The following is a 26,612-nucleotide window of genomic DNA, read 5'->3' as shown; positions in this document are numbered from 1 at the left end:
AGCAAAGGTACAATTTAATCACTGAAAATATGGATAATTCATATTTTATACCTATAATTTTGACGCGCTACATACCAAATTATCCGTTATCTTTACGCATAATGTAATTTGTTGACCAAGATTTATGAAATAATAACGTATGACCGTAATGCAAACCTTTATCGTTATTTCCAGCGTTCTCTTACTGTTTTTCCTGATATTTATTATTGTATTCGCCGGACTGGAATTTGCTTTTTTCGCAGCGAACAGATTAACGATTGAACTGAAACGCAAGCAACATACCCGTACCGGTATTTTGCTGGGCAACTTTTTTGAGTTCCCGGAGCGCTTCTGGGGGGCAACTATTATCGGGTTTTATGTATCCCTGATCGGCTTTTGCCTTTCCCTGCATTACCTGTCCGGGTACCTGATGAAGACGCTGCCGGAAGTTTTGAGAGAATTTGAATACACCCAGCTGATCCTGGACTGGATGCTGGCCTCATCGCTGATTCTGCTGGGCATCAGTTTTATTGCCAAAAGAGGGTTTGAAAGCAATCCGGAAAGCAAGATGGCTGCCTGGGCACCATTCGTCAATTTTGTGACCCGTTTTACCAATCCGATTGCAGGCTTCTTTATCAGCTTTTCAGAAGTGATCCTGAAATACCTGTTTAATATCAAAACCAATAAGAGACAGGCCGTTTTTGAACGCGCTGATCCTAACCTTTTCCTTCGTAATTCCATACACGGACATAATGATGATGATACCCTGAACAAGGAGCTGTTCGAAAAAGTATTGCAACTGACACAGGTAAAAGTGCGTAAATGCCTGATCCCGCGCAATGAGATCCTGGCTATGGATGTAAGTAGCCCAACACAGTCTGTACGTGATGCATTTGTGCGGTCCAAGTTGTCCAAGATCATTATTTACGAAAAAGATATTGATTCTGTTATCGGCTATGTGCATCACCTGGAATTGGGTAAAAATCCATCCGGAGTGCGCGAAATACTGCATAGTATTCCTACGGTTCCACAGACGATGAATGCGATTGATCTCATTCACTTATTTACCAAGGAAAGAAAGAGTATTGCCTGGGTGGTAGATGAATTTGGTGGTACCGCAGGTTTTGTGACGATGGAAGATGTGCTGGAAGAGATCTTCGGCGATATTAAAGATGAATATGATATTGAGGAATACACCGAAAGCCAGATCGCGGAAAATGAATATCTTTTTTCAGGCCGCCTGAAGCTGGATTACCTGAAACAAAAATATGATATTGACCTGGATGATAAAGACACAGAAACACTCTCCGGGTACATCATTAAGAACTATACGACCATTCCGAAACAGCATACAAGGATCATCATTAATAAATTTGAATTTGAGATCTTACTGGCTACACAAACCCGTATAGAGACCGTCAAATTGAAAATACTGCATTCGTAAGAAAGCATTGTAAAAAAAGCGAGGGCCGCATATTGCGGTCCTCGCTTTTTTAGTACTTTAAAATGTGTGTGGCATATTTTCCTTCGCAACAGATAAGATCCAGGATAGAACAATCGGGCAGGAAACCGGCATCTTCGGAGAACACCTGGTAATAAGGTCGCTGTGCCGCATCTGGTATATTTTTAGGATGTATGGTATCCCTGATGTCCAGGGTGTCGGCATCGTACGCTGCAATATATTCACTGCTCAGCCTTATCTCCAGCGGACTGCCCAGGAATCTGTTGGCCCACTGTATGGTCGCAATATTCCAGTCACAGAGATTGGCCGTTTCCTCTTCAAAAAAAGGGAACAGCTGGTAATCGATATATTCAAAAAATGGGGCATTGCCCAGTAAGGTCTGTATGGTGCGCCAGTGTACCTTCTGCCAGGGTTCTGCATAGGAAATGCCCACTGATTGCATAGGAATCTTCTGGTTGCGGCCACTGCTTAATGGAATACTCAGTAAGGATTTCCCTTTCTTATCGGCCAGGTAATAGCGGTTACGATAAGACATTTTCTGGTAATGCTCTTTCACATCCAGGATGAGCACCGGGGCTTTCAGGGCCTCTTGCCACCAGCTTACAGGAGGAAAGGGTAGTGGCGCAGCCACTACCTGTTTGTATAAATAATCAGTTTGGGTCATGTAATTTATGATTCTGCTGCAGAGTCAGCTTCCAGTCTTAATACTTTTTGTACACCTTCTATACGCTCAATGTTGGTGCAAAGGGTATCCAGTTCTTCTTTATCTTTTACGAATACCTTAATGGTACCGTCAAATACCCCATCCTGCGAATCGATACTGATCGAGCGGATGTTGAGGCGCATCTCTGTTGTAATAACATGCGTAATACCCTGTACAATACCCACATCATCCAGACCGATAATACGAATACCGGTAAGGAAAGAGATTTCCTTGTTTTTGGCCCACTTGATCTTCACGATGCGATGTGCATAATTAGCCAGCAGGCTCTGCGCATTAGGACAGTCGTAACGGTGTACTTTAAGCCCTTCGCCAGAGGTTACAAAACCAAATACATCATCGCCCGGTATCGGCTGACAACAGGTAGCCAGTTTATACAGGATCTTATCAGAACTCTCTCCGAAGATCACCAGCTCAGCACCTTTCTGTAAAGAAGGTTTGCCGCCTTCCTGTTCCTTATGCTCCGGATGCGTTATGGCCTCTTTGGCCGGCTGATAGAATTTGTCACCGTTGATCGTAAAGGTCTTCAGTATTTTAAGATCAATACTGCTTACCGCCACTGCATAGTACATATCCAGCGGTGAAGGGAACTTGAAGAAGTTCGTGATCTCGTTGATATTATGCGTATTCGGTTCCAGGTTCAGGGAGTGGAGCTTACGTTCCAGAATCGCCTTCCCATCTTCCGCAATCGTACGTTTTTCTTCTCTCAGGTAATACTTGATCCTTGATTTGGATTTACCCGTAACCACAAATTTTAACCAGTCTTCCGAAGGCTTTTGTTTTGAAGAGGTAATAATCTCTACCTGGTCGCCGCTCTTCAGCACGTAACTTAAAGGCACCAGCTTAAAGTTCACCTTAGCCCCGATACAACGTGCACCTAATGCAGAGTGAATATCAAAAGCCAGATCCAGTGCAGTAGCGCCTTTAGGCAATACGCGCATATCTCCTTTCGGAGTATAAACATATATCTCTTCTGTAAACAGATCCAGCTTGAAATCCTGCAGGAAATCCAGTGAATCCGCCTCTGAATTGTTCAGGATTTCACCGATATGTTTCAGGAAAGCATCCAGCTTGCTTTCGCTTTGGGTACCTTCTTTATATTTCCAGTGTGCCGCCAGACCTTTTTCCGCAATTTCATTCATCCTCTTGGTACGTATCTGTACTTCTACCCACTTACCCGAAGGTCCCATTACAGTTGTGTGCAAAGCCTCATAGCCATTACCTTTCGGTACGGAAATCCAGTCCCTCAGGCGTTCAGGGCTGGGGCGATAGAAATTGGTGATGATGGAGTAAACCCTCCAGCAATCTTCTTTTTCCTGCTCTCTCGGTGAATCGAGAATAATACGAATGGCAAAAAGGTCAAATACCTCTTCAAAGGCAACATTCTTATTCTTCATCTTGTTCCAGATAGAATGCACGGCTTTAGGGCGGCCATAAATTTCGAACTTGAAATTATGATCATCCAGTTCCTGCTTTACCGGTTTGATGAATTCACGGATATACTTGGCGCGGTTATTTTTCGTTTCGCTCAGCTTGCGTACAATGTCAATATATACATCCGGCTGCGTGTATTTCAGACTAAGGTCCTCCAGTTCAGATTTGATCTCGTACAATCCCAGTCTATGTGCCAGCGGAGCATAGATAAACGAGGTTTCGGAAGCAATTTTCATTTGCTTATCCCTGGCCATACTGGTGAGGGTGCGCATGTTATGCAGCCTGTCCGCCAGTTTGATCAGGATTACTCTAGGATCTTCTGCAAGGGTCAGTAATATCTTTCTGAAGTTTTCGGCCTGCATAGAAACTCCGTTTTTGAAGTCTACCACATTGCTGATCTTCGTCAGCCCGTCAATAATGCGGGCATAAACACTACCAAACTCCTGGCTGATATCGTCCAGGGTGATCTCTGTATCCTCTACCACATCATGTAGCAGGGCACAGATTGCTGAAGTAACACCCAAACCGATTTCTTCTACTGTAATACGCGCTACGGCCAGGGGGTGGAGTATGTAAGGTTCCCCTGATTTACGCCGCATTTCCTTATGCGCATCAGCGGCTAATTCAAAAGCCCTGCGCAGTAGTTTGCGGTCTCCTTTTTTAATACGTTCCTTCAGTGCTTTTAATAAAGCCCTGTATTCGCGGAGAATAAATTTCTTTTCTTGTTCTTCATCAATTTTCTTGTATAAAATCGAACTCGCCATACTGATAAATAAAGGTCAAAAATAGGTAATCGCAATAGTATTTGCGAAGGTTTTTAGTTGTCTCTAAGTTACATAAAAAAAACGGAAGCTGTAAACAGCTCCCGTTTATAAATATATTGAGAAAACTAATGTTGAATCATTAGTTTAGTGGTTTGAATAATTTTGCCATCGGCATTTTTCATCACCCCGATATAGATACCTTCCGGAAACTGGCTTAAACCACCGAAAACGATATCGCTGCCTTCGCTGCTTACGTTTTGAACCGCAACCGTTTTACCGATAACATTCATCAGTTCTACTGTTTTAGCTTCATTGCGTAATGAGGTGCTTATTTTTAAGTAAACCGTATTATTAGCCGGGATTGGATATGCGGTCATTTTACGGTCACTGACACTTAAGGTGCGCTGCTGCTCAACATTCTGAGCGCTTACGTCTTGTGCTACAAATCCGAGAGGAAGCATAGCGAGTAAAAAGATTTTATAAAGAAGTTTCATATATTATAGTGTAATATTTTTATGATATAATTCAAGTCTTGTAACAAAGATATTTTATTTATTCAGATAAAACAAAATAAGTGACTCGATTTTTGGTTTTTATCAAAATGCTAACAATAAGAAGCGCACCTTTTTCGTTGTGCACTAAGTATGAGACTGGTATAGAACAGAAAGGTTAAATGGAATAAAAAAAATTATGTTTCTTATTTGGTAATTTTAGGAAAACGAGCAAAATTTGCTTTTGAAATATCGCAACTAATAAAGAAATTTGTACTGCGGATTTAATGTAAAAAATTGTATTGAAAAATGACCACTAGTAATTCTAATCCTGGTAAGAAAAGTACTGCCAAGAAAGCAGCAGCACCTAAAAAAGCTGCCGTGAAGAAGTCTACTGCAGCGAAAAAGGCTGATGACGATGATGATTTAGATGAAGAAGATCTGGATGAGACCCCTAAAAAGAAGGTTGCTTCCAAATCTACTAAGAAAGCTAATGACGATGAGGACGATGATGATGACGCGGATGAGGATACAGAAGATGATTTCTACAAGGAAGAGGATGAATTCAGTGATCCTGATTTTGAAGAGTTTGAATTGCCTAAATCTAAAAAATCGTCTACCGGTAAAAAGAAATCTTCTAAAGATGATGACGATGACAGTTTTGACTTCGACGAGGACTTGGGCTTTCTGAATGATGATTTTGATGATTTTGACGACGATGATTTTTAATTAAAAGTATTGCCGTTGCGTTATCAACACACAATAGACATAGCATCTTTTTCAATAAAAGATATTAAAACGAAAATGCTGAATTGGGTTAATCGATTCAGCATTTTTGCGTACCTGGATAATAATGCCTACGAGGGACTGTATAACCGCTTTGAGCTGCTTGTCGGCGCTCAGGCTACAGAAATGTATACTGATGCTGCATCAATGAAAGCCGCTGCTGGTAAGCATTGGATATTCGGTCACCTTAACTATGATCTTAAGAATCAGTTATACCCGAGGCTGAAAAGTTCATTACCCGCCTATTTTGATAATGACCTTCTCTCTTTTTTCAGGCCGGGTATAGTAATGTACATCCCTTATGGTAGCCAGGAGCTGATTATAGAATCGGAACAGGAGCTGCCCGAAGCGCTATGGCAGCAGATTACAGCAGAGACAGCACATATACCAACCGATATTCCGGAGACGGATTTCGTGCGCAATTTTTCGAAAGAGGAGTACATCACTGCAGTGCAGTCTGTGCAGCAACATATTGTTGACGGAGATTGCTATGAATTAAATCTCTGTGTGGGTGCTGCTGCGAAGGTTGATCATTTGCCGGCATTGCAGGTATACCATACTTTAAATCAGCAAAACCCGGCACCATTTTCCTGCTTGTACAGGCAAGAAAAACATTGGTTGATGAGCAGCAGCCCGGAGCGTTTTCTGTATAAACAAGGCGATACAATTATCGCACAACCGATGAAGGGAACGATACGCAGAGGTGCTACGCCTGAAGAGGATGCGGCGCTGAAATTAGAGCTGGTAGCGGATGAGAAGGAGCGTGCCGAGAATATAATGATTGCAGACCTGATGCGCAATGACCTGGCCAAACACAGTAAGACGGGCACTATTGAGGCCGTAGAACTGTTTGGGGTGCAAACGTTTCCTACGGTACATACCATGGTTTCTACGATTAAAGGAACTATGGATGAGTATGCAGGTATTACAGAAGTATTGCTGGATGCCTTTCCTATGGGCAGTATGACCGGAGCACCCAAGCATATGGTGATGCAGATTATCGAGGAGACAGAACACTCTAAAAGAGAACTCTATTCCGGTGCAGTAGGCTATATAACGCCAGCCGGTGATTTTGATTTTAATGTAGTGATCCGTAGTTTATTGTACAATGAGCAAACGGGATGCCTGTCTTACCATACAGGTGGCGCCGTGACTATAGATAGTATTCCGGAAAAGGAATGGGCAGAGGTGCAGCTGAAGGCACTTGCCCTGGAACGAATTTTTAAAGCATAGCGCTTACAGGGCTACATTCCACTCTTTATAAAATGCATCGAGAAAAGTGAGCATCAGCTGATGCCTTTCTTCAGCAAGCTTTCGGGCTGTTTCGGTATGCATCATATCTTTCAGGAGTAACAGTTTTTCATAGAAGTGATTAATGGTGGTACCATTAGATTTTTTATACACTTCTTTATTCATATCGGTGCGCGGCTCCTGTTTCGGATCATACATCGGATTATTTTTATACCCACCGAAATTAAAGGTACGGGCAATACCTATAGCCCCGATAGCATCCAGGCGATCTGCATCCTGTACAATCTGTAACTCAATAGGGTAGTGGCTTACCTCATTTCTGTTCTTAAAAGAAATATTGCGGATAATATACACCACCTGGTCTATCAGTTCCGGTGTTGCGCCATGTTCCTGAAGGAATTGGGAGGCAATCTGCGGCCCCAATTGCTCATCTCCGTTATGGAATTTAGCATCAGCAATATCATGTAACAAAGCACCCAGTGCAACTACTTCAGCATTGGCTTCAGGATGCTGTTGCGCAATATGCGTGCTCAGCTTCCATACCCTTTCGATGTGAAACCAGTCATGGCCTGCTTCCGCGCCCTCCAGTGTTTTTTGTACCAATGCTATTGCCTGATCGATCATTTCGTAATAAGATTTTAGATTAACGTTTTACTGCTGCTGGTTCATGTTTATGCCGGAAGAAAAGGGCAAACAGGATGGCAATAACAGCAGCATAGGCGGCAAAGGAAAGCCATATTTCCTGCCACATCTTACCACCATCCGGCAGGGTAAAGTAATGCTGGATAAGGTAGCCGCTGGTAAGGCTGCCGAATACGGCACCAATGCCATTGGTCATCATCATAAACAAACCCTGTGCAGAAGAGCGGATCTGCTTATCTGTATTCGTTTCTACAAACAGAGAACCGGAAATATTGAAGAAGTCAAATGCCATGCCATAAACGATGCAAGATAAGATAATCATCCATAAACCATCATGCGGATCGCCAAAGGCAAATAGTGCGAAACGCAGCACCCATGCGATCATGCTGATGAGCATCACCTGTTTGATCCCGAAGCGCTTGAGGAAAAACGGAATGGCCAGGATAAATACGGTTTCTGATATCTGCGAAATGGACATGATAATAGTAGAGTACTTGACCACCATAGAATCGGCATATGCCGGTACTTTTTTAAAGTCATCTATAAACAGATCTCCATAAGCATTGGTCAGCTGCAAAGCTGCACCCAGGAACATAGAGAAGATAAAAAACATAGCCATCTTGTAATTGGCGAAGAGCTTAAAGGCGTTCAGGCCAAGCATTTCGGTCCATTTCTGGGTAGACTTAATGGTTTTGGTAGGGGGACAGCCAGGAAGAAAAAACGCATATAAGCCAAGCAGGGCAGCAGCAGTACCGGCAATATAGAACTGGTTAGCGGAGGCCTTATTGCCGGTCAGATTGGTGATCCACATGGCAATGATAAAGCCTACAGTACCGAACACACGGATCGGCGGAAAGTCTTTGACCACATCAAATTTTCCAGATGACTTCAGCAGTGTATAGGCTATGGAATTGGACAAAGCCAGTGTAGGCATATAGAAGCACATGGCCAGCAGCATGATCCAGAAAAATGTTCCGGGATCATTGACCATAGGCAGGCAGAAAAGGGTACCGGCATATAATAGCTGCAACAGACCGTAGAGCTTTTCGGCATTGATCCATTTATCTGCTACAATACCCATCAGTGTGGGCATGAACAGAGAGGCAATACCCATGGTGGAAAAGATCAGTCCAAACTGTGTACCATCCCAGTTGCGGGTGCCGAACCAATAATTGGCAATCGTGATCAACCAGGCGCCCCATACGAAAAACTGGAAAAAACTAAGGACTGTTAATTTTAATTTTATGCTCATGCTGCTACCTCTGATGGTGAAAAAACCGACTGCTAATGTACGATAAATAGCATATTAGTAATGTTGTGTTTTTGCTATCTTTGAGTGAAGCATTATGTCTTCCAAGATGAAAAAAATAACGTTGTATACACTCAGTGTTGCTTTCGGATTGTTTATAGCCTCGTCTTCACAGTCTTTTGAAAAAACGAGTTATACCGAACGTAAGTTTTATGACACATTGCACCACACTTTAGCCTGGGAAATGTACAGAGATGGTATCCGTACCCAATATATGCAGGTTAGAGATACAGCACCTATCTCCTTGCATGGTATGTCTGTGCGTTTTTACCCTAATGGAGATACAGCGACCATTATGTACTACAATGAAAGTCGTGCAACAGGCCCTTATACAATCATAAACATTAAAGGCTGGAAAGAAGTGATGGGGCAATATGATAACGGAGCGCCTGTAGGTGTTTGGCGGACGTATTATAAGCCGGAAGCATTATTGCTAGAAACAACCTATAAGAATGGACTAAAACAGCATACTACCTTATATTACGATACGCTCAGCGGTATGCCTATGTATACTGAAGAGTATGAAAATGAACGGATCATAAAGACTATTGTTCATGATGAAACTAGTTACCGGAAGATGAAAGCTGACTTAGATAATCGTTTCGGTGAGGAGCTGTTTCTAGCTAATTGTGCAATGTGTCATAGTGCCAGTACTAATATAGTGGGGCCTAAATTAGCTGCTGTGTCTAAGCGTCATAGTGCGCAATGGTTGAAACGTTGGATCAGAAGTTCTACGACTATGATTAAGGAAGGTGACCCGGATATTCCCAAAAGAAATGAACAAGATGGTTATACTGTAATGCCAGATTTTCCCGATTTGTCGGACCAGGATATGGACAAACTGATTGCCTACCTGAACAGTTTATAAAAAGGAAAGCGCCCCGCATGCGGGGCGCTTTCTATATTGGTTGTATATGTTATGATTAATAACCCATATCCATACCACCGCCTGGCATAGCCGGAGTAGCAGATTTTGGTTCTGGTTTATCAGCGATTACACATTCAGTAGTCAGTAACATACCTGCGATAGAAGCAGCGTTTTCTAAAGCTACGCGGCTTACCTTAGTAGGGTCAATTACCCCTGCAGATAATAATTTTTCGAACTGCTCAGTACGTGCATTGAAACCAAAGTCAGCTTTACCTTTCTTGATTTCCTGAACGATAACAGAAGCTTCCAGACCAGCGTTAGAAACGATAGTACGGATTGGAGCTTCCAGTGCAGAACGAATGATCTGGATACCGGTAGTTTCGTCGTTGTTATCACCTTTCATTTTTTCCAGGGCTTCTACCGCACGGATAAATGCTGTACCACCACCAGGAACGATACCTTCTTCAACCGCAGCACGGGTTGCATGTAATGCATCATCAACGCGGTCTTTTTTCTCTTTCATTTCCACCTCAGTTGCTGCACCTACGTATAATACCGCTACACCACCAGCTAATTTAGCCAGGCGCTCCTGCATTTTTTCTTTATCATAATCAGATGTGCTTACGGCCAGCTGAGATTTGATTTGGCTTACGCGAGCAGTGATGTCTGCTTTCTTACCTTTACCACCTACGATAGTAGTGTTATCTTTATCTACAGTGATGGTCTCAGCAGAACCTAAGAAGCTCATATCAGCATTCTCCAGTTTGTAACCCTGCTCTTCACTGATCACGATACCACCGGTTAATACTGCGATATCCTGCAGCATTTCTTTTCTTCTGTCGCCAAAGCCAGGAGCTTTAACAGCAGCGATTTTCAGAGAACCACGCAGTTTGTTTACCACTAAAGTAGACAGTGCTTCACCTTCTACATCTTCAGCGATGATCAGTAAAGGACGGCCGCTTTGTACCACTTTTTCCAGGATAGACAGGATATCCTTCATCATAGAGATCTTTTTGTCGAAGATCAGGATGTAAGGATTGCTCATTTCTACCTGCATTTTTTCAGTATTGGTTACGAAGTAAGGGTTCAGGTAACCACGATCGAACTGCATACCTTCTACTACTTCTACAGTAGTGTCTGTATTTTTAGATTCTTCTACAGTGATTACACCTTCGTTACCTACTTTAGCCATTGCTTCCGCAATCAGGGCACCGATTCTATTATCATTGTTCGCAGAGATAGTAGCAACCTGCTCGATTTTTTTGTTATCGTTACCTACTTTCTGAGATTGTTTTTTCAGGTTGTCTACAATAGCAATTACCGCTTTGTCGATACCACGTTTCAGATCCATAGGGTTAGCACCGGCAGCCACGTTTTTCAGACCTTCAGCAATAATAGCCTGAGCCAGGACAGTAGCAGTAGTAGTACCGTCACCTGCGATATCTGCAGTTTTAGACGCTACTTCACGCACCATTTGTGCACCCATGTTTTCAATTGCATCTTCCAGCTCGATTTCTTTCGCTACAGATACACCATCTTTAGTTACGGCAGGAGCACCGAATTTTTTCTCGATCACTACATTACGACCTTTAGGTCCTAAAGTTACTTTTACTGCGTCGGCCAGGATGTCAACGCCTTTCTTCATTTTATTTCTTGCTTCGATATCGAAGAAAATTTGTTTTGCCATTGTATCAGTTGGAATTTTTTAAAATAATAATTTAATGAAAAGCTGTAAGCATAGTGCTTACAAAAGGGTGTTGCGATTAGATGATCGCTAACAGATCGCTTTCACGCATGATCAACAATTCTTCACCATCGATGTTGATTTCAGTACCTGCATATTTGCTGTATAATACCTCATCACCGGCTTTTACAGTTACCGGCTCGTCTTTTTTACCAGGACCGGCAGCAATTACGGTACCACGTTGTGGTTTTTCTTTTGCTGTATCAGGAATGATGATTCCACCTGCAGTTTTAGTTTCGGCTGCTGCTGGTTTAATAATTACTCTGTCGTGCAACGGCGTAATGCTTGCTTGTTGTTTCTTTGCCATCGAATTATGGATTTTTATAAATTAATTTTGAAATTGTTTCTTGCTGAATATCCGGAACTGGCCGGATGTTCATAATCCTGCAAAAATACTGCCATTGCCTCAATTTGCCTATTTTGTCAGTCGGATGCTTTTTGTGCTGCCTGGAAAGCGAAAAAGCACCTGCCGAAATGATAGACAAGTGCTTTTTTGACACATATTATTTTAATTATTTATACCACCTGATCGAATAAGCGCAGTAGAAGTTAAAGTCAAACGAGGTTGATTTATCGCCTGTTCCATAGCCTGCAATATAATTGGGCGCTACCGCTCCGTCAAATGTATTGGCATTGAGGAAGAATTTTGCCCGCACATTCCAGCCGGCAAAAAAGCGGGGCAGCAGTTCGAAACGCATGCCTGCCGTAATCTCGCCCCAATGTGCCCAGTAGTTTCTGGCCGGAGTCTCATCCTCTGTAGCGCCACCAAACGGATTGGTTACCGTAAATGTTGCCGGACCTCTCTGGCCAATGCCCAGTCCGTACCGGAAGCCAACAAAAATAATGTCCCAGTCCTTATTGTCCAGTTTGTCAAACATCGATACATCTATACCCAGTTTGATGAACGTATTTTTTGTATTGTATTTAAGGTAATCGTAGTCGATGTTTCCTCCGCCATAACCGGCTTCCAGCACCAGGTACTTATCTTCTCTGAAGGTATAGTCAGCCATCAGTTCCAGGCCATAGCGATTGCGATAGGCCAGGCTGGCAATAGGGCGGTAGATATCAACGCCTAACCTAAACTGCCGCTCAAACGGTGCACGCTTTTTCTTACCTACGGCAGTACTGTCCTTAACGGTTGCCGTGCTGTCTTTCGCTATAGCAGGTGCCTTCAGCGTATCCTTAACCGTAGTCAGGGTATCTGTTTTTTGCTCCTGTGCGGCCGCCTGCAGTCCCATTGCGGTACACAGGCTTGTCAGCAGTAAGATATGACGTATGGACATTAGATGGTCTGGCATTAGTCTATAAAGTAAAGAATAACATGTTTGTCCTGTGCACTCTGTGTTACCGAAGGTGTGGCAATACGAGCAGAGTCCAGCAGGTGATGCGTAATCTTTACACGATTGATATTATAGTAATAGGTATACCCACATGCATTGGAGATGAAGTGGTAATTGTGATCGTAATGTAAGGTAACTGTATCAAAAATCTGCTGTGTCGAATCTGGCTGGAAGCGGTAGCGTATACTATCCGTTTCGGGATTGAACATAACCGGCAACTGCGTTCCTTTATATACACCCATAAACCTGATTACCGTATCATTGTCGAGAGACAGCATAGAAGGGTAGTTCAGCGGGGTATCCCTGACACTGACATATATACTATCTCTACCCAGCTGATCCTTGGCAAATATGGTATCAATAATGGTAAATCCTATCTGGGCTGTAACCGTTTTAGGTACATAACACTCCTGGCTGTCCGGGTTACAGGAGGCCAGAGCCATAAGGCATAACAGTACAGGTAAGATTGTTTTCAATATGCTTACAGATTTTTAATAGTATTATCTATTTCACGGATAATACTGTCTATATACTTGATGAGTGCCTGCTGATCTCCACTATCGCCCATTCTCTTAATCATCAGCTCTTCTTCCAGCTCTTTTAATCTTTCTTTCTGGAGCGCAACAATGTCTTCAAGTGCAACAACTTTTTCGCTTAACTGCTCTGATTGTTGCTTTACAAAATTATATTGCTTTATCAATACACTCAGTTTCTCCTGTAGTTGATATAACATCATACCGAATTAAACGTGTGTTTTATAAACGAATGGTCGCTCCGATTTCTTTTTCGTATTGCTGAATTAATTTTTTCATCATATCGTCCACTTCCTCGTCTGTAAGGGTTCTGTCATTCAGCTGGAACATAAAGCTCAATGCCATAGATTTCTTATCAGCGCCCAGTTTCTCACTTTCGAAGATGTCAAATAATTCAAATCCTTTGTACGCATCCCATTTCTGGCTTTGTGCAATTTTAGCCACCTGGTCGTAGCTTACAGCTTTGTCTATTACCAGTGCCAGGTCACGTTTCATTGCCGGGAACTTAGGTAATTCACTATACTTGATCTTAGCGGTCTCTGCAGCTTCTACCCAGTTTTTAATATCAGCCTCTATATAGTATACCGCCTGTTTGATGTCAAATTCTTTTAAGCGTTTCGCATCAACAGCAATCGCTTTGGCCAGTACCGTTTTGCCACGGCGCCATTCGATCTGCTGATCTGTTACTGCTTCCTGGAATTTCTGTATACCACTGATGGCTAATAATTGTGCTACTATGCCTTTTGCAGTATATATAGAGCTGGCTACAGCCTTGCCCTGCCAGTGTTGCGGAGCACTGTTGCCCGTAATCCATATGCCTAACTTAGCCGTTTGGCTATATTTACCTACTTCAGATTGCGCATATACATTGCCCAGTTCAAACAGCATCAGGTCCTGCTGCTTACGGTTGATGTTGTAAGACAGCACCTCAAGGCCGCTTTCCATCAATTCCGGACGCATTACGTCCAGTTCGCTGGAAAGGTTGTTCAGCATTTTTACCAGGTTAGTATGTTCAGGATAATAATTGCTGTTGGTAATAGAGTTGGTGATGATCTCATTCATCCCGATATGGCATAAATGATTTGCGATCTTCTCCTTCCATTTACGGTCAGCCGGCTCCGGGCGCTTATTTAAAGACATAGAGATCTGGTTCTGCACCGGAACATTGTCCAGTCCATCTATACGCAGCACCTCTTCTGCCAGGTCAGCAGCCTGGTGTACATCGGCTTTATTGGTAGGGGCAATAACTTCAAAAGTATCGCCGTCTTGTTTCGTTTTTTCAAAGCCTAAGGCTTTCAGAATATTATCAGTTACTTCCGGGGCAAATGTTTTGCCGCAGAGGGTATTGATGAAATTATAGCTGGCCGTTATCTTTCTTGGTTCCAGCACAGCAGGGTAGATGTCCTGTACCGGACCGGCAACCTGACCACCGGCAATTTCCAGGATCAGTTGTACCGCGCGTTTCAGGGCAACCGGAACCATCTGCATATCTACTCCTTTTTCGAAATGGGTAGCCGCATCAGTTCTCAATCCATGGTGCATAGACGTACGACGGATCGTTTTCGGATCGAAATAGGCACTCTCCAGGAATACATCTGTAGTAGCATCTGTAATACCCGAACCAGCACCACCAAATACACCAGCAATACACAGTCCTTTCTCTGCATCACAGATCACCAGATCCTCACTGCGCAGCTTGCGCTCTTTATCATCCAGTGCCAGGAACGGTGTGTTCTCAGCCAGCTTCTGTACAATGATGCGGGCACCGCTGATGGCTTTGTAGTCAAATGCATGTAAAGGCTGTCCTAATTCATGCAGTACAAAGTTGGTGATATCGACAATATTATTGATCGGACGTACGCCGATTGCTTTTAAGTTTAATTGTAACCACTCCGGAGATGGAGCTACGGTAACACCGGAAAGGGTAATGCCCATATATCTCGGACAGGCCACCGTATCTTCAATACTGATCGCTATCGGTAAGGTTACCTCAGTAGTCTCCGGAATGTTTACCGCAGGGTATACGGTTTCGTGTAAGGTACCGGTGTGGTGAGTAAGGTAAGCACATACATCGCGTGCTACACCCAGGTGGCTCATCGCATCGGTTCTGTTCGGCGTTAAGCCTATAGAAATCGTCTGATCAGCAGCAGAAATGTTGAAGTATGTCGCCGCAGCTTGACCTACAGGAGCATCTTCCGGCAATACCATAATACCTGCATGGCCGGTACCCAGACCGATTTCATCTTCGGCACAGATCATGCCCTCACTTACTTCTCCACGGATCTTAGCTTTCTTGATCTGGAAGGCTTCTCCTTCTGTAGGATGAACCATAGCACCCACAGGAGCTACGACAACATGCTGACCGGCAGCCACATTAGGTGCTCCGCATACAATAGGTACAATATTACCATTACCCAGGTCTACCGTAGTCAGGCTCAGTTTATCTGCATTCGGATGTTGCTCGCGGGTTAATACCTTGCCGATCACCAATCCTTCAAGACTGCCTTTTACAGCTTCTGCTTTCTCAATTCCTTCTACTTCCAGGCCAATACTGGTCAGGATGTTGCTTAATTCGTCTATTGCTACAGGTTTGGGTAAATATTGTGATAACCAGTTGTATGAAATCTCCATATGTTTTCAGAAAAAATACGCGTTATAATAAGGTGTCAAAGGTAATAATTATCGTGCAGATAACAGCGGCTAAATCAGAAGTGCGGTATTACCGTATTCAAAAGGATGTTAAAATCGAAAATGTGTTTGTTAATAATTTTTTACCTTTTTTCAAGATACGTATATTTGAAGGATGAATAAATGGTTAGTGCTGATGGCTTTGAGTATGACGGGAGTGTTCCTGCAGTCTTGCAGCGCGGCACAATCGCATCATAAAAGCATGGCACAACATACAGGTACAGCACAGAAGGGCACCGGCTTTACTGTTTCCGAATGGAAGCGGGCTGATGGTGTACATCTGAATACTACCTGGCGCAACCATAAATTACCGTCGGCATATGAGGTTTATCATATAGACCACACGGCAATCAATCGTTTTTTTACTGCTTTTCAGCAGGCAGAACAGGTGCAGGCATTTACCATACCCTTACCCGAATCTATCGGGCCACAAACATTTACTACTAAAGATGCGGGGATACTCTCAGCAGAGCTCCGCAAAAAATACCCCAACCTCTATAACCTCTCAGGAAACACTACTACTAACCTGGCTCATATACGCCTTAACTACGACGGGCAGTATATGACCGCTATGATTACCTATCAGAACAAAACCTTCCTGCTTTCACCATGGGAAGCTGTAAATGGAAGCGTCTACTACTTACTATACAACAAGAACAACACAAACGAAACTAAAAGCCCTTTTGAAAACGGAGAAAATCAGAAACAAGTAAATGAATAATAAATAAACAACAATTAAAAGAATGAAAAAAATACTTTTAACCGGTATTTTACTGGGTAGCTTTTGTGTTGCTCTTAATGCTCAGGACCAGTTCTGGTCTACGTCCATGACTGCGCGGAATATGGATATTCCTTCTTATGGATTTACCGTTGACCAGCATGCATTACTGCAAATGCTGCAAAAGGCAGGTACTTCCAAAGAGCAGGCCGTAAGTATGACGATTCCTACTCCGGACGGGGGCAGAATGGAGTTACTGGTATGGAAAAATACCCTGATTCCACAGGCATTACAGGCTAAGTTTCCAGAAGTACAGACTTTTGATGCCGTTGCTGCAAACAGTAAGGGTATCAGTGCCAAACTGGATTATAACACATTCGGCTTGCACGTAATGGTGTATGACGGAGCGCGTACTTTCCTGATCAATCCTACAGAAGGGAGCACTAATGGCTATGCAGCTTTTTATAAGGCTGATGCCAAAAGACAAGTGATTATGCCTTGTGTAAATACCGCGGCAGAATCTTCACTGGTTGCCGGTGCGGAACCGATAAGGGTAGAGGAAGCGAATAGCGGCGTGACGGCGCTGCGTACCAATGGTGCTACCCGCAAAACATACCGCCTGGCACTAAGCTGTACCGGTGAATATGCCGTTGCTGTTGCCGGAGCCAATCCGACCAAAGCAGCAGTATTTTCTGCCATGACGACTTCTATGAACCGTGTAAACGGTATTTATGAAAGAGAGCTGGCGGTGACCATGCAGTTTATCCCGAATAACGATACGCTGATCTATACAGATCCTGCTACAGACCCGTTTACGGCTAACAATAACGGTGACCAGTTATTATCACAAAACCAAAATAATACAGCTGCTAAAATCAGCAATAACAGTTACGATATCGGACACATCTTCAGTACCGGCGGTGGTGGTATCGCTATGCTGGAAGGGGTGTGCCGCAGCAACTTTAAAGCAAGAGGTGTAACCGGTAGTGCAAATCCTGTTGGCGACCCTTATGATGTAGATTATGTAGCACATGAGATGGGACACCAGTTTGGTGCTAACCATACCTTCAATATTTGTAGCGGTACCGAAAATCAGTCTACAGCATATGAGCCGGGTAGTGGTGCTACTATTATGGCTTATGCGGGTATTTGTGGTACAACCAATAACCTGCAATCTAACAGTGATGCTTACTTTCACAGCGCCAGTCTTAACGAGATTGCGATCAGCCTGGCTAGTGGCTCAGCCTCTACCTGTGGTACAGCTGCAACCGGTATTTCAGCCCCTGACTTTACGGTAGATGCTGCCACGGTATATAATATTCCATACATGACACCGTTCGAGTTTGATTTCCCAACGGTAACTCCGGGAAATACAAACAGTGCGCTCACGTATACCATCGAGCAATATAACTTAGGTAACTACCAGGAGAATGAAAACTTGGGTTCTGATTTTACAACAGGCCCTGTTTTCAGAAGCATATTTCCTGATACCGTTACTACCCGTACTTTCCCTAGTTATGCTATCCTGAAATCCGGTATCGTTTCCGGTAAAGGACATCGCCTGTCGAATGGTGCCCGCAGCTATAATTTTAAATTCATAGCCAGAGAGGTAAAAGACGGATGGGGAGCAGTAAATGTTTCTGATCAGAATAATAATATCAATGTAATTGCAACGCCAAGACCATTTGCGATTATTTATCCTAACACGAACGATAGCATCATCAAAAACAGTGCGACGACGATCTATTGGGATCAGGCGCATACCGGCAGTGCACCGATTAACTGTGCTACTGTGAATATCTACTTATCTGTAGATACCGGCAGAACGTATCCTATTGTGCTGGCACAAAATGTACCGAATACGGGAAGTGCACTGGTTAATATCCCGGATATCACCAGTACTACAGCAAGGGTAAAGATCAAAGCGAGTAATAATATCTTCTTCTCTGTATCCCGCAGAAATGTGGTGATTGGTAATACCGCTAGTGCAGTGCCGACTATTGATACCGGAGGTACAACCGCAATCAAGGAACTGGCAACAGCAGAAGGTATCAGCATTTATCCTAATCCTGCTACAGACCAGGTAACCATTAGCTTAAATAAAGAAGCCGGTAATGGCAATATACAGTTGATGAATATGCTGGGCCAGACAATCTGGACTGAAGAGCTGAGCAGACAACAGGCCAGCAAAACAGTGCAGGTAGGTCATTTAGGTAAAGGTGTATACTACATCCGTTTTGTGAACGCAGCCGGAGCAGTATATAACCAGAAACTGGTACTGAGATAATTGCTTTTAATGATTATTTCACATAATGAAAGGTTCTTGATTGAGATAAATGAGTTACATTCGTTACGAAAAACTATTTATTCATCTTATAAAACACTATTGTTATGGCAAACGGAAAAAGAGGCGGATTACTGGCATTAGGCCTGGCCGCAGCAGCTTACTGGATCTGGGGGATGAAAAAAGAGGATAAAGACAAAGTGAAAGAAACAGTACGTAACGCAGGCAGTCGTATTAAAGACAAATTGCCGCAGGATATTAAAGACAAGCTTCCAAGCTTCGCTTCAAAATCCTAAGCTTTTTCAAAAAAGCAGTTTAATACATAAAAAGCGCGCCGGACGATTTCGTCCGGCGCGCTTTTTATGTATTAAACATTTACTCTTTATTCTTTTGCGGTTTTTTAGCCGTTTTCTTAGCTTTCGGAGGGGCACTTTTAGATTGTCTGGCATTTCTGCCGGCCTTTGCTGTAGTTCCACCATCCTTCGTTTCTTTAGGAGCCCTTGGCTTTTGAGAAGGATCAGCTACATAAGCAAAATCAATCTGCTTTCTTTCCAGGTCGGCTCTTACTACCTGTATATTTACCCTGTCGCCTATGCGGAAACGTTGATTGGTTTGCTGACCCACCAGTGCATAATCACTTTCTATAAACGTAAAGTCATCCCACTCTGTAAGATCGGCAACGGAGATCATACCCTCACATTTATGCTCAATCGTCTCAGCCCAGAATCCAATCGTAGATACCCCACTGATCAGCGCTTCAAACACATCACCGATATGTTTGCTCATAAACTCTACCTGTTTATACTTATCAGCAGTTCTTTCTGCCTCCATGGCTTTACGTTCACGCTCTGAGCAGTGCGCACATTTGGCTTCCATTTGTTTATCCGGTTTCACCTCATTATCTATAACCTCCTGTACAATACGGTGTACCATTACATCCGGATAGCGGCGTATGGGAGAGGTGAAGTGACAGTAGTCTTCAAAGCCCAATCCGTAGTGTCCAATGTTCTCACTGGAGTAAATGGCTTTCGACATGGTGCGGATACCCAATTGCTCCAGGATATGTTGCTCCGGCTTGCCATGTACATCTTTCAGCATCTGGTTGAAGGAACTCGCAATAGTATCCGGATTATTCAGATTTAACTTGTAGCCGAATCGTGCTGAAAACTGGGCAAAGTTTGCCAGTTTATCTTCATTCGGAACATCGTGTATACGATACGGGAATGGGATAGGGGCATGGTTTACCTCGCGTTTTCCGACATATGCAGCCACCGTTCTGTTGGCCAGCAGCATAAATTCTTCAATCAGCTGATTCGCTTCTTTACTTTCTTTTATAATGATACCGACAGGTACTCCCTGTTCATCCAGCCTGAAGCGGATTTCCTGGGAGGAGAAATTGATAGCACCTTTGGTAAAGCGTTCTGCACGCAGGTTCTGCGCTATACGGTGCATGGTCAGCACTTCCTCAGCATATTCGCCCTGACCTGTTTCTATGATCTGTTGCGCTTCTTCATAGGTAAATCTATGATCGGAGTGAATCACGGTACGGCCAACCCAATATTGTTTCACTTCTCCCTGTTCATTGATCTGGAAGATGGCCGAGAAGGTAAATTTATCCTCGTGCGGACGCAGAGAGCAGAGTACATTGGAAATATGTTCCGGCAGCATAGGCAATACGCGATCCGGGAGATAAACAGATGTTGCTCTTTCATAAGCTTCCTTATCCAGTGCAGTATTGGGGCGTACATAGTGGCTCACATCGGCGATGTGCACGCCCAACTCGAATGATCCGTTTTTCAATTTGCGGAAAGAGATGGCATCATCAAAGTCTTTGGCATCAACCGGGTCAATGGTGATGGTAAAAATATCTCTGCAATCTTTTCTGCGGGCGATTTCCTCTTCCGGCAGTATATCGGGCATCGCTTCACTTTCTTTCATCGCTTCTTCCGAAAAACGCAGTTGGAATCCATTGTCTAAAAGGATTTCCTTCATCGCAATCTGGTTATCTCTTTCGCCGGTCAGCAGCTCTACTACTTCTCCCTGTGGGTTTTTGTTGGATCCACTCCAGTCCGTGATTTTTACAACTGCTTTATCGCCGGTTTTTCCACCCTTCATGTATTTCGAAGGGATGAAAATATCAAAGTTCACATTATTTTTATCCGGTATCAGGAACCCGAAGTTGTCCGATACTTCCAGTATTCCGGTAAATTCGCTTTGTCCGCGCTTCAGTACATCAACTACTTTTCCTTCCGGTCTGCCGCTGCTGCTTGTTTTTTCGACAATTACTTCAACGATATCTCCGTCCATTGCGGTTTTCATGTCATTACTGCGGATGAAGATGTCTTTATCCCATCCCTCTACTATTACAAATCCCATTCCGGATTTGACTACTTCCAGCTTGCCGGAAACTTTACGTCCGGTCAATGGAGATTTTTTTTGCTTTTTGGGTATATATTTCGATTTAGCTTGATTCTTCTTAGCCATAATTATTCGTTTTACTTGTGTATTGTCCTCCGGGGTAAAGGTACAGTCTAAATTTAATAAAAAAAGGCCATCCTCTGATGGCCTTTTTTTATTAACGCATTATATACAGTTTCCCGTAGCCGTTCTTAAAGAACTTATCTACTGCATTATTTTTGTTCAGTTCAATATCCTCTCCCTGACTATTGTTGGTGATAACGCGGTACAGGTACACGCCGTTACCCAGCAATTGACCATATTGGTCTCTTCCGTCCCATCGGTAATCAGTGATATTTCTGCCGATATGGAGGTTGCCCAGTTCAGACTTGGTGATCTCTTTTACCACTTTACCGGTAACCGAAATGATCTGGATTTTGAACTGGCTTGGTATCTCCGACCCGGTCATGGTAAACACAAATTGTGTTGCGGTAGAGAATGGATTAGGATAGTTCAGCACATTGGTGATGGTTGGTTTGTTAAATACTACGAATCCGATTTCATATTTTTTGTTGGTTGCCCCAACCGTGTTGCCTGCTCTATCTTTGGCCGCCACCTGGATGGTATAAGTATTGTCCGCCAGGGTTGGTCTGTACTCAATATAAGCCTCATTCTTACCATTGCTTTCTGCAGGAATAAACTTACAGATTGTACCATCAAACGGAATGGTTACAAAAGTTGGGTCCGTTTCGCTATTCATACTTAATTGAATCAATGACGTATCATTGATCAGGTTATGTTTGTTTTCATCCTTCAGTAAAATACGGATCAGCGGTCGGGCCGACACTATATCTTTATTCAGGATGTGCACCCCGTCAAAGGTTACATCCATGATCGGGTTGGTCAGGTCTGACTGCACTTTGAACGGAAGATAGCCCAGGTTGTTCGGATGGTATTCTTCCGGCTGGTCCTGATCAGGATTCGCCTCAACATACAATACATTTTTACCGGAATAAGCTGAAGGGTTGTACTGGAACTGGGCTACCAGTGTATCGCCTGCTGCTAAAGGTTTGTACCGTACCGAAGCCAGGGTATGCGTTACGTTGCTGGCATCAATAAGTTTGTATCGTACCAGCATGCTATCCATCGGCAGATGACTGATATTCTCAATACCCAGTTTCAAAGACAGTTGCTCTCCCTGCTGAATAGAATCTTTGAATTCCATGGCCACCAGCTGATTCAAGGCTGCCTCTGGTAATGGAGTATACAATACACGCCAGTAGCGCAGGTCAGAAGGGGTAGACAAGGTGCTATCCTTGGTATACCATTCCATACGCAGCTTTTTATACTGTGCAGCATCGATACCGCTCAGTGAAGTGTCCATATTCATCGTAGAAAATAATAAGGTCTCTGTTGCAAAATCCGGTCCGGAGAGACCATATACTTTTACAGAATTACTGTCATAGTCCAGGTGGTTATCTCTTGATTTTATCTGCCACAGCAGTTTCGTCCATGACTTAGCCGGTCCGATTACGACACTGTTCATATTACCATTATCATCGTACGAATTGAAATCGCGGTCAATGTCAATTTTGGAATCGGGCAGAGCACCAACTACCTGCGATGGAACAAATGCCTGATAGCCCTTACGGCCAAAAAAGATAAAAGGCTTACGACTTGTAAACTGGTCGATTTCTGTAAAACCCAGGCTTTTTACTTTATGGTATAAAGACTGTCCGCTACCGTAGGTGAGGGTATCGTTCATCCATGTATCAATATAAGTTTCTCCAGAGCTTGTCGTCATAATTGATTTCATCATCACATAAGTCCCGTCCGGTATGCTCTGGATAAAATCCATTGCACTCTTACGGCCCTGAGCAGTAGTAGTCGGGAACTCGATATGATACATACGGTTTAAACATACTGGAGTGCTGCCCGGATACTGTCCTGTATTGACTGTTGCCGTAGCTGTGAGCGGACTGATCAGTACAAATTGTACCCCTCCTTCAAATACACAACCGGCATTACCCAGGTTTATATTATTCAGGAAGTTTGAGCTATATGTCGAACTAAAACCGAATACCTGGTTTAACACTCGTAAATTATTATCCTTGGCTCCGAATTCAAACTGAGGATTAGCTTCCGTTAAGTCCAGTCCTACTCTTGTATTTTTGGCATACTGATAGTAATGCGACTGGTTCCATCCATCAGAACCATTGGCCAGGTAGATGAAGGAACTATTGTTCCATACATACTGTCCATTAATTAAGGTGTCAATGGTCGTGCGCCAGTAATACACTGTACTGTCTGTCATCTGGAAGGGAACCGTCCACTTGATTACACCACCCATACTCGTAACATTCTTAGTCTGCTTCATCGGACTGTTGAAGCGCTCTGTAGTATCCAGTTCCATGATAAAACGCGTCTCATGCAGGAATGGATTGAGGGTAGAGGCCTTCAGCTCAATATTCTGCTGATGTACGATGGAAAAGTTGTAAGGGTATACAGGTGTAAGGTTGTTTTCAGAAATATACAGTTGCAGGGTAGCGCTGTTGTTGGCGAATGTAATCTCATCATTGACCTCATTTTTATTGATGCGTAAAGTATAATTGTTCAAGCCAACATCGGTAAGTGGATTAACAGGCACCTTGAACGACAGTTGTTGCTGATTCAGGATCTTTACTTTTATGGAGTCCTGGAACAGCACTACGGAAGAACCGACCTTGGTATGGGCAAGGTATACATATACAGAATCATTGATCGCTTTTCCGAGGTTATAAACGGTTGCCCTCAGGGTAAATGTATCCATAGTTGTATTGACAATAGCCGGGTTGCTGGATAAAAGCGATTCATCTACATAATAGTCCGGTTTGTCAGGATTGTATACCGATAAGCCCGGATCACCTTGCAACAACATATTCTGTGAATGAATAGATGTGAAAATGTTGCCGGGATTTACATTCTGCAGATTCTCAATATTACTGCGGTATTGCTGGCCCAGCGTTTTTCCGTAATTTTTATAGGCAAAATTCTGGTACATACCCCTCATATAATTAGCCAGGTAGCTGGTCCACCCGAAGTTGTCGCAGGCAATCATAGCAATGGAACCACCATTAGGCGCATCAATATAGCGCTCACTGATTGTCCTTGTCGTACTTGGCGTGAAAATATTCGCAATGTCACAACCATGTGCCATAAACACCGGGAAGCGGGGGCTGGAATTGTTATTTTCAGGGTTATTCAGGTTATAATCAAAGCCACTGGCCGATGCATGTCCGAAAAAGTTAACGTATTGTACTCCCGATCTCATCAGTGAATCGATCTGGGCGCTTGCATTCTCTATAACATCTGTAGAGCTTTTTCCTGTAGTGATGACGGTTGCACCGGTAAGGGTATCTTCTATAATTGCTTTACAGGTATTCAGACCTGCGTACAATTCTGCTTGTAATGTAACACCCTGAGAACCGGCAATATGCAGTCCTTTCTTTTTCCATAAACTATTGGTGAGGTTAGGGACAGCTGGCGTTTTGAGGGCATCTTCATAAGATTTTACCTTCTCCAGGTAATTCGCAATTTCAGTATTATTCTGTACCGAAACCCTGCCTATAGCAATTGATGGTATATTAGTGAAGCCTATTTCAGCTAATAGGTTATCCGATCCTGGCGTTCCAAGTGTAGGGACCATAGGATATGGGTAAGTAGCAGGATTGGATACATAATCTCTTATGTATTCATAACTGATTCCCTTGCCTATAATAAGCATATACTCCGGCTTATTGCTCCAGCTGCTGCTGCTTTGGGCGTATTTCAGGAATCGCTTTATAGAAAGTCCGTTATACTCATAACCATAGCCAAACTGGTCATAAAGATCATTGGCTTCTATAATAACCGCCTGGAAAGCGCCACCTGCTGCAGAACTACGATAAGATTTATAGTCTGCTACTGCACTGTTCGGCATGTTTATATAAGCCTTATCTGTAAGGATAAGATAATTACCCTGGTTAGCACTTTGGGTATAATTCTTAAATGTAACCGGGATCAGTGTGGTGATTGTTTTTGGTGCCTGAGCATAATAAATACTTCTGCTGTTGCCGCCAGTTGCCGGTAATACAACATTAACTGTGCCCGAGCCATTGATGTGGTAAATATTGTTGGTGGCCTGATCAAATACGTAATGTGTACTGCTGCTTGTATTGGTTAAAGTCAGCAATTGCACCGCATTATTGGCTGGGACATCAAAATTGAGACTGGATACCGATCCGAAGTTAAAAGTGCGTGGATAGTACAGGCCCGCCTTCTGTACGGTAAAGCCATATTGCTGAATGTTGGAAACCGTGATGGTATTACTGTTGTTCAGAGAAGCACTGTTGATATTGAAATTCCTCCGGACAAGGGTATAAGGTGCCAGGCCAGAAGTATCTAATACCATAGTCCCGTTAATGTAATACTGCAGGTTATTACCGTTCAACTTGGAGTTCCATAAGGTTACCGTTTGCAACGTAGCGTTGGCGCCGGTATAGATATTAGGTGTATTATAAGTAAGGTTAATGGGAGCATATGAGGTAATGCCCCAGCCTTCACCTTTATCATTTTTAGCTGAATAGTAATAGACCAGTTCTGTTCCAGTATAATAAGATTCTCCCTGGGCAAAGTTGCTGCGTAAAGACGTGGTCGGTAAGACCGTAGTCATACAATAAGGTTCTGCTGCCGGCGGTGTGCCAGGCATCACATTATTGTTCAGCGTCAGGCGGGCATTATTACCGGTGCTGTTGAAGGTAATAAAGTAATACGCCGTATCAGAAATGCCGTTGACCTCTACATCAGGCTGGTCTCCCGGATTGTTATACAGTTCTGTATCCATCTTGCCATTAGCCTTAGTACCATAGAACTCTATATAGTCATTACTGCCTAAAGTACCGTTATTGCTCACATATACCGGCACCTGTACGCCATCGCGAAATACAGAGAATTGTGTACCCTGCACACTGCCCATACCATAGCTCTGTAGTGCAGCATAGGGTATGCGATAAATACCGTTTTCTCCAACCTTAACTTTAAAATAGGTCTGGTTATAATTGATCCACTCATTCCCATAAGGCTGGGCAAAGGCGCCATACCCGGAGAGTAGTATTGCCACCGCAAACGAAGCAGGCAGCAACTGTTTTAGTTTTTTGTAGATATTGAATTGCATGGTGTGCAGG

19 protein-coding genes and 1 pseudogene are annotated in these 26,612 nt (G+C 43.3%); 7 read left to right on the top strand and 13 right to left on the bottom strand.

Going from position 1 to position 26,612, the window contains the following annotated elements; all coding sequences use genetic code 11:
- Positions 1-139: 139 nt before the first annotated feature.
- Positions 140-1,423: a hemolysin family protein gene (locus tag EMP01_RS00705; protein WP_129019577.1), complete on the top strand. Its 1,284-nt coding sequence runs from the start codon at positions 140-142 to the stop codon at positions 1,421-1,423.
- A 49-nt stretch (positions 1,424-1,472) separates the two neighbouring features.
- Here EMP01_RS00705 and EMP01_RS00700 read toward each other — a convergent pair whose 3' ends face one another.
- The 3 genes from EMP01_RS00700 to EMP01_RS00690 form a co-directional block, all read right to left on the bottom strand.
- Positions 1,473-2,105 (bottom strand): WbqC family protein, encoded by a 633-nt coding sequence (locus EMP01_RS00700; RefSeq protein ID WP_129019576.1) that lies wholly within the window; start codon positions 2,103-2,105, stop codon positions 1,473-1,475.
- Positions 2,106-2,110: 5 nt separating this feature from the next.
- Positions 2,111-4,360 carry a RelA/SpoT family protein gene (locus EMP01_RS00695; protein ID WP_129019575.1) on the bottom strand — a complete coding sequence of 750 codons (2,250 nt, stop codon included), beginning with the start codon at positions 4,358-4,360 and terminating at the stop codon, positions 2,111-2,113.
- 125 nt (positions 4,361-4,485) lie between these two features.
- Positions 4,486-4,821, bottom strand: coding sequence for a T9SS type A sorting domain-containing protein (locus EMP01_RS00690; protein WP_237559438.1), 336 nt, complete (start codon positions 4,819-4,821; stop codon positions 4,486-4,488).
- A gap of 339 nt (positions 4,822-5,160) precedes the next feature.
- Here EMP01_RS00690 and EMP01_RS00685 point away from each other — a divergent pair, with 339 nt between their 5' ends.
- Both EMP01_RS00685 and EMP01_RS00680 read left to right on the top strand, forming a co-directional pair.
- Entirely contained in the window at positions 5,161-5,580 is a 420-nt protein-coding gene (locus tag EMP01_RS00685) for a hypothetical protein (protein WP_129019573.1), read from the top strand.
- Positions 5,581-5,655: 75 nt separating this feature from the next.
- Positions 5,656-6,870: an anthranilate synthase component I family protein gene (locus EMP01_RS00680; protein WP_129019572.1), complete on the top strand. Its 1,215-nt coding sequence runs from the start codon at positions 5,656-5,658 to the stop codon at positions 6,868-6,870.
- A 3-nt stretch (positions 6,871-6,873) separates the two neighbouring features.
- On the opposite strand, the gene EMP01_RS00675 is transcribed toward EMP01_RS00680, so the two are convergent.
- Positions 6,874-7,512 (bottom strand): HD domain-containing protein, encoded by a 639-nt coding sequence (locus EMP01_RS00675; protein ID WP_129019571.1) that lies wholly within the window; start codon positions 7,510-7,512, stop codon positions 6,874-6,876.
- Between the two features lie 19 nt (positions 7,513-7,531).
- Positions 7,532-8,782, bottom strand: a complete 1,251-nt coding sequence (locus EMP01_RS00670; RefSeq protein WP_129019570.1) for a nucleoside permease — start codon at positions 8,780-8,782, stop codon at positions 7,532-7,534.
- A 106-nt stretch (positions 8,783-8,888) separates the two neighbouring features.
- Here EMP01_RS00670 and EMP01_RS00665 point away from each other — a divergent pair, with 106 nt between their 5' ends.
- Positions 8,889-9,707: a c-type cytochrome gene (locus EMP01_RS00665; protein WP_161971179.1), complete on the top strand. Its 819-nt coding sequence runs from the start codon at positions 8,889-8,891 to the stop codon at positions 9,705-9,707.
- A gap of 55 nt (positions 9,708-9,762) precedes the next feature.
- On the opposite strand, the gene groL is transcribed toward EMP01_RS00665, so the two are convergent.
- From groL to pheT, 6 genes are all read right to left on the bottom strand, one after another.
- Positions 9,763-11,394, bottom strand: coding sequence for a chaperonin GroEL (groL, locus tag EMP01_RS00660; protein WP_129019568.1), 1,632 nt, complete (start codon positions 11,392-11,394; stop codon positions 9,763-9,765).
- 76 nt (positions 11,395-11,470) lie between these two features.
- Entirely contained in the window at positions 11,471-11,758 is a 288-nt protein-coding gene (locus EMP01_RS00655) for a co-chaperone GroES (protein WP_129019567.1), read from the bottom strand.
- Between the two features lie 205 nt (positions 11,759-11,963).
- Complete coding sequence (locus EMP01_RS00650) at positions 11,964-12,749, bottom strand: DUF6048 family protein (protein ID WP_129019566.1); 786 nt, start codon at positions 12,747-12,749, stop codon at positions 11,964-11,966.
- Positions 12,749-13,267, bottom strand: a complete 519-nt coding sequence (locus tag EMP01_RS00645) for a DUF6452 family protein (protein ID WP_129019565.1) — start codon at positions 13,265-13,267, stop codon at positions 12,749-12,751. The genes EMP01_RS00650 and EMP01_RS00645 overlap by 1 nt, the downstream gene beginning before the upstream one ends.
- Positions 13,268-13,272: 5 nt before the next feature.
- Positions 13,273-13,527, bottom strand: coding sequence for a hypothetical protein (locus EMP01_RS00640; RefSeq protein ID WP_129019564.1), 255 nt, complete (start codon positions 13,525-13,527; stop codon positions 13,273-13,275).
- A 19-nt stretch (positions 13,528-13,546) separates the two neighbouring features.
- Positions 13,547-15,955, bottom strand: coding sequence for a phenylalanine--tRNA ligase subunit beta (gene pheT, locus EMP01_RS00635; RefSeq protein WP_129019563.1), 2,409 nt, complete (start codon positions 15,953-15,955; stop codon positions 13,547-13,549).
- A 172-nt stretch (positions 15,956-16,127) separates the two neighbouring features.
- On the opposite strand from pheT, the gene EMP01_RS00630 reads away from it, so the two are divergent.
- The 3 genes from EMP01_RS00630 to EMP01_RS00620 all read left to right on the top strand — a co-directional run bounded on the left by EMP01_RS00630 (position 16,128) and on the right by EMP01_RS00620 (position 19,310).
- Positions 16,128-16,733 (top strand): hypothetical protein, encoded by a 606-nt coding sequence (locus EMP01_RS00630; RefSeq protein ID WP_129019562.1) that lies wholly within the window; start codon positions 16,128-16,130, stop codon positions 16,731-16,733.
- Positions 16,734-16,755: 22 nt separating this feature from the next.
- The gene (locus EMP01_RS00625) at positions 16,756-19,017 is read left to right on the top strand and encodes a zinc-dependent metalloprotease (RefSeq protein WP_129019561.1); all 2,262 of its coding nucleotides are present in this window, start codon (positions 16,756-16,758) and stop codon (positions 19,015-19,017) included.
- A 104-nt stretch (positions 19,018-19,121) separates the two neighbouring features.
- On the top strand, positions 19,122-19,310 hold the full coding sequence (locus EMP01_RS00620) for a hypothetical protein (protein WP_129019560.1): 189 nt from the start codon (positions 19,122-19,124) through the stop codon (positions 19,308-19,310).
- A gap of 79 nt (positions 19,311-19,389) precedes the next feature.
- Here the strand turns inward: EMP01_RS00620 and rnr are convergent.
- Both rnr and porU2 read right to left on the bottom strand, forming a co-directional pair.
- Positions 19,390-21,516, bottom strand: a pseudogene (gene rnr, locus EMP01_RS00615) (ribonuclease R); the annotation flags it as partial.
- 73 nt (positions 21,517-21,589) lie between these two features.
- Complete coding sequence (gene porU2 / locus EMP01_RS00610) at positions 21,590-26,602, bottom strand: putative type IX secretion system sortase PorU2 (RefSeq protein ID WP_129019558.1); 5,013 nt, start codon at positions 26,600-26,602, stop codon at positions 21,590-21,592.
- Positions 26,603-26,612 lie beyond the last annotated feature (10 nt).

Origin of the sequence: Edaphocola flava (genome assembly GCF_004118155.1) — a bacterium.
Lineage (GTDB): Bacteria > Bacteroidota > Bacteroidia > Chitinophagales > Chitinophagaceae > Edaphocola > Edaphocola flava.
The sequence above is the reverse complement of the archived record's forward strand: the minus strand, read 5'-3'. Positions and strand labels throughout refer to the sequence as shown.

Coding starts and splice junctions, on each gene's coding strand:
- EMP01_RS00690 (WP_237559438.1), bottom strand. CDS start 4,821: ATGCTTCCTCTCGGATTTGTAGCACAAGACGTAAGCGCTCAGAATGTT.
- EMP01_RS00620 (WP_129019560.1), top strand. CDS start 19,122: ATGGCAAACGGAAAAAGAGGCGGATTACTGGCATTAGGCCTGGCCGCA.
- EMP01_RS00640 (WP_129019564.1), bottom strand. CDS start 13,527: ATGATGTTATATCAACTACAGGAGAAACTGAGTGTATTGATAAAGCAA.
- EMP01_RS00700 (WP_129019576.1), bottom strand. CDS start 2,105: ATGACCCAAACTGATTATTTATACAAACAGGTAGTGGCTGCGCCACTA.
- porU2 (WP_129019558.1), bottom strand. CDS start 26,602: ATGCAATTCAATATCTACAAAAAACTAAAACAGTTGCTGCCTGCTTCG.
- EMP01_RS00665 (WP_161971179.1), top strand. CDS start 8,889: ATGAAAAAAATAACGTTGTATACACTCAGTGTTGCTTTCGGATTGTTT.
- EMP01_RS00650 (WP_129019566.1), bottom strand. CDS start 12,749: ATGCCAGACCATCTAATGTCCATACGTCATATCTTACTGCTGACAAGC.
- EMP01_RS00625 (WP_129019561.1), top strand. CDS start 16,756: ATGAAAAAAATACTTTTAACCGGTATTTTACTGGGTAGCTTTTGTGTT.
- EMP01_RS00675 (WP_129019571.1), bottom strand. CDS start 7,512: ATGATCGATCAGGCAATAGCATTGGTACAAAAAACACTGGAGGGCGCG.
- EMP01_RS00630 (WP_129019562.1), top strand. CDS start 16,128: ATGAATAAATGGTTAGTGCTGATGGCTTTGAGTATGACGGGAGTGTTC.
- EMP01_RS00655 (WP_129019567.1), bottom strand. CDS start 11,758: ATGGCAAAGAAACAACAAGCAAGCATTACGCCGTTGCACGACAGAGTA.
- EMP01_RS00685 (WP_129019573.1), top strand. CDS start 5,161: ATGACCACTAGTAATTCTAATCCTGGTAAGAAAAGTACTGCCAAGAAA.
- groL (WP_129019568.1), bottom strand. CDS start 11,394: ATGGCAAAACAAATTTTCTTCGATATCGAAGCAAGAAATAAAATGAAG.
- EMP01_RS00695 (WP_129019575.1), bottom strand. CDS start 4,360: ATGGCGAGTTCGATTTTATACAAGAAAATTGATGAAGAACAAGAAAAG.
- pheT (WP_129019563.1), bottom strand. CDS start 15,955: ATGGAGATTTCATACAACTGGTTATCACAATATTTACCCAAACCTGTA.
- EMP01_RS00705 (WP_129019577.1), top strand. CDS start 140: ATGACCGTAATGCAAACCTTTATCGTTATTTCCAGCGTTCTCTTACTG.
- EMP01_RS00670 (WP_129019570.1), bottom strand. CDS start 8,782: ATGAGCATAAAATTAAAATTAACAGTCCTTAGTTTTTTCCAGTTTTTC.
- EMP01_RS00680 (WP_129019572.1), top strand. CDS start 5,656: ATGCTGAATTGGGTTAATCGATTCAGCATTTTTGCGTACCTGGATAAT.